The organism is Microcoleus sp. Pol12A5, assembly GCF_036701435.1.
In the GTDB taxonomy this organism is placed as follows: domain Bacteria; phylum Cyanobacteriota; class Cyanobacteriia; order Cyanobacteriales; family Microcoleaceae; genus Microcoleus.
The window spans coordinates 1-3,559 of sequence record NZ_JAUBQU010000237.1 but is presented as its reverse complement, the minus strand read 5'-3'; the positions used below and the strand labels follow the sequence as shown (position 1 = coordinate 3,559).

At 45.8% G+C, this 3,559-nt stretch carries 3 protein-coding genes; 2 read left to right on the top strand and 1 reads right to left on the bottom strand.

The annotated features are described in order from the left end of the window. Positions 1-178: 178 nt before the first annotated feature. The gene (locus QUA45_RS28265; protein ID WP_333101249.1) at positions 179-1,759 is read right to left on the bottom strand and encodes a photosystem II high light acclimation radical SAM protein; all 1,581 of its coding nucleotides are present in this window, start codon (positions 1,757-1,759) and stop codon (positions 179-181) included. 375 nt (positions 1,760-2,134) lie between these two features. On the opposite strand from QUA45_RS28265, the gene QUA45_RS28260 reads away from it, so the two are divergent. Both QUA45_RS28260 and QUA45_RS28255 read left to right on the top strand, forming a co-directional pair. After that, positions 2,135-2,524: a DUF1830 domain-containing protein gene (locus QUA45_RS28260; protein WP_333067357.1), complete on the top strand. Its 390-nt coding sequence runs from the start codon at positions 2,135-2,137 to the stop codon at positions 2,522-2,524. 236 nt (positions 2,525-2,760) lie between these two features. Further along, positions 2,761-3,351 carry a hypothetical protein gene (locus QUA45_RS28255; protein WP_333101247.1) on the top strand — a complete coding sequence of 197 codons (591 nt, stop codon included), beginning with the start codon at positions 2,761-2,763 and terminating at the stop codon, positions 3,349-3,351. Positions 3,352-3,559 lie beyond the last annotated feature (208 nt).

The following is a 3,559-nucleotide window of genomic DNA, read 5'->3' as shown; positions in this document are numbered from 1 at the left end:
TAAGAAGGGTTTTTTCAGAGAATAACTCAGGCACAAATATGATTTTATGTCAACTTAATTTAGATGCGTTTACCCTGGCTATTTAGTCAATAATAAAAAGGGAAACAGAAGATACATTTTTCCTCCCATTTCCCATTTTTTAAATAACCGTAGTCATCACTGCGAACCTGGTAATTAATTAATTAACTGCTGCCAACTGTTTGTCTTTGATTTCCACAGGCGCGGTTAATGCTTCTTCCAAATCCGCACAGCCGAGTTTTTCCTCCAAAATTGCCATCACTTCGCGGCCGAAATCATTGGAATTCCGCTGCCACGCTTCCAAACAAATTTGTCCGAAAAACGAACCCAAAGGTTCGGGATTCCACAGCAATTTGCGCGCTGTCCAAGGCATCAAACTCATCGGATCGTAACCAGGTTGCAGAATTTCCTGTTTAAAGGCGTATTCTTCCAAAATGGTGTGCGGCTGCAACCCAATAAAGAAAATCGCGGGTTCTACTTTATCTGCTCCAAAAATTCGCTCTAATTCTCGGTGATAAGCAATAGTTTGCCGGATGGTTTCAAAGGTTTCGTCAATGACGTTAAACGAGTAATTCACGGAAACCACATCGTTGTAACCGGCTGCTTTTAAATCGCGGCAATTCTCTAAAACTACTCGCAAGTTGTAGCCCATCCGCATTTTCCGAACCAGTTCCTGGGAACCGCTGGTGATGCCGATTTCAAAGTAATTCATGCCCGTTTTTACCATCAAATCGCACAAATCGGGTGTGAGATTGTCCGCACGGATGTAAGCGGCCCAGTGTATGTCAGTCATGCCTGCGGCGATGATTTTTTGCAATAATTCGATCGCATCGTCGATGAATTTGCGTGCTGGGATAAATTGAGCGTCGGTAAACCAGAAATTGCGGATACCTCGATCGTACAATTGCCGAATCTCCGCCACCACCTCATCCGCCGGATTGATCCGCACTTGCTTGCCTTCAATCACCGTATAAATGCAGTAACAGCAATTATGAGGACAGCCGCGTTTGGTTTGGACTCCGACGTAGAAGTCCATATCTTGTAGATAATAGGAAAATTCCGGCCAAATGGTTTCGATGTAGTTATAATCGCAAGCAGTTTTCTCGATGTTGGCTGGTTTTTCGTGAATTAGCTTCGCGCGCGGGACGGTTTCTCCCACCACATAACATCTTTCCTCGGCCAAATCTTCGCCCTTAATCAACTTCTCCAGCAAAGCTTCGCCTTCCCCCACCGAAACCACTGTTCCAGACGGCAAACTGCGTCCCAACTGCTCGTAAAACACGCTCACAGCACCACCGCCCACCACTGCACGAGCTTCGGGGCGGTATTTCCGGGCCCGCTTCAATCCGCGCTTGATCAGTCCCAAATTGCGCCAGAGTTCGGTGTAGTAAGACGCTGCTAAACGCAGTCCTCCGAGGGCTCCCCGGAACTTGATCAGCGGATTTTTGGCGTAGTAAAACTCGAAGGCATTTTGCAGCGGGTTGCCGCCCCTGCCGCCCACGGGCGCGTAAATTTGAATGTCCCGCCAAGAGAAAACCAGCAGAGTCGGCTTAAACTCGTCTATGCTGGCATCTAAAGCTTTAGCGAAATCTAGGGGGGGTACGGCACCTAAATCGAAAATGCGCTGTTCGACATTGGGAAACAGCTTGTGTACGTGATCCGAAAGATAGACAACTCCGATCGGGAAAATAGGATTGCAAGGGAGGCGAACGTACAGGACTCGGTTTTCTCGGTTTTCCATGATTGCCATATCCTAAAGTGGAACTTTTTCAGCTATGTTAATATTCTTTTAATATAACTTTACAATATGTCTAATTTTCGCAATTTGATATTAAATATTCTTAAATTTTTCTATTGGACTCAAGGCCGAGCTTGTTGGTGTCGATCGGCAACAGCAGTAGGAAAAAGCTACTTTTTAAGTAAATACAGCGTATTTTGACCGAAAATCCCAGCATAGAGTCAAAAATCACGTATTTATCCGGCTAAATACAAATTTTCGCGAGATAGGTCTCTAATGTGTTAGGGAGTTGGTAGTCGGCTTTACAGTAGGCTGGGATCGCCTAGTGTTAGCCTGAGAAGATAACTAAAACTTTTAGGCAAGGCTCCCTCAGCAGTTATGGCTCAAATTCTTGACCCCGTACCATCAGACACCGACAGCAAGATTCTGTGCTGCTACGTCAACGCCACCAGTCAGATTCAGATTGCTCGCATCGCCAACATTCCTAACTGGTACTTTGAACGAGTGGTGTTTCCCGGACAGCGCTTAGTGTTTGAAGCGATGCCGGCCGCAGCATTGGAAATTCACACCGGGATGATGGCTAGTGCAATTTTGTCGGATAAAATTCCTTGCGATCGCTTGCAGATTAACGAAGGCCCCTACTCAAACGTCAATCCTAGCAGATCGCCAGAGGCAGTTCAGGGCGATCGAACAGCAATGGCCGGCCGCCCCAAATCCCGAGAAATCTCAGAACCTTTGACTGTACCGGCACTAACCGCCGTCGATTAATCGGAGTTGTGAGTTTTGAGTTATAAATTGTCAGTGAATTGATAACTCCGCGCTCAAAATTCCAACTTCAGCAAAGCGTTAAAAACTCAACTCTTAAGAATCAAAGTTTGTGAAATGAATTTTAGATCGAAACTCCCGACTGCAAAGATTGTCTGGTTTTTCATATTTCCCTGAGTTTTGTTGGCGGGATCGACAACTGTGCAAAAATAGCATTACACAGCTTCTCGAATTCAGCCATGTCAGCACAACCGATCGCCCTTTCCCCATCTTCTGCCCCAGTATTTGAGCCAGCGGTATTCCGGCTTTCTCCCCTGATTAGAATCACGCTGTTGAGCTTGTACACAGCCCTGACAATTCCATTGCCGTTTTTGTCGGAAGTAACCCAAGCACCGGTTCCCCCTGCCGCACTCTGGGCGGCAATTTTTGTCGGGGCTGTGGGCCTCTACGGCGTGCTCAGTGAAAGGGTAATTTTGAGCGAGGAAGGGATTGAAGTCACATATCCCAACTGGTTTCCGCGTTGGTTTCGCAAGGGTTGGTCGCTACCTTGGACTGAGGTAAAAGCTCTCAAACCTCGAACGACTGGTCAAGGAGGTTTAGTTTACTATTTTTTGAGTCATTCTGGTGAAGGTTATTTGCTGCCAATGCGGGTGGCTGGATTTGCTAAATTAGTCGGTTTGGTGGAAGCAAAAACAGGTATTGATACTAGAGATGTTCGCCCTTTGTCGCAGCCTTGGATGTATCTTATTTTGCTCTTCTGTACGCTGCTGCTGCTGTTGGTGGATGCGTGGACTATTGTCACGGCGATCGGGCTTAAAGGTAATCTGTAATATTATGTCTGTTGTCTATTTAGTTTGTAACTTTTGGGAGGAGCTCGTGTCTACCCACAAGATTGCCATAAAAATAAGCAGACAAATTAAATACTCGACAACTTACAAACTTTTTGATTAGACAATATTGAATATAGTCATTTCAAATAAAAAAGAGACACTATTGAGCGCAGTAGGCACAGATGAGTTCATCTAAAGATGTGCCAGG

Coding starts and splice junctions, on each gene's coding strand:
- QUA45_RS28265 (WP_333101249.1), bottom strand. CDS start 1,759: ATGGAAAACCGAGAAAACCGAGTCCTGTACGTTCGCCTCCCTTGCAAT.
- QUA45_RS28260 (WP_333067357.1), top strand. CDS start 2,135: ATGGCTCAAATTCTTGACCCCGTACCATCAGACACCGACAGCAAGATT.
- QUA45_RS28255 (WP_333101247.1), top strand. CDS start 2,761: ATGTCAGCACAACCGATCGCCCTTTCCCCATCTTCTGCCCCAGTATTT.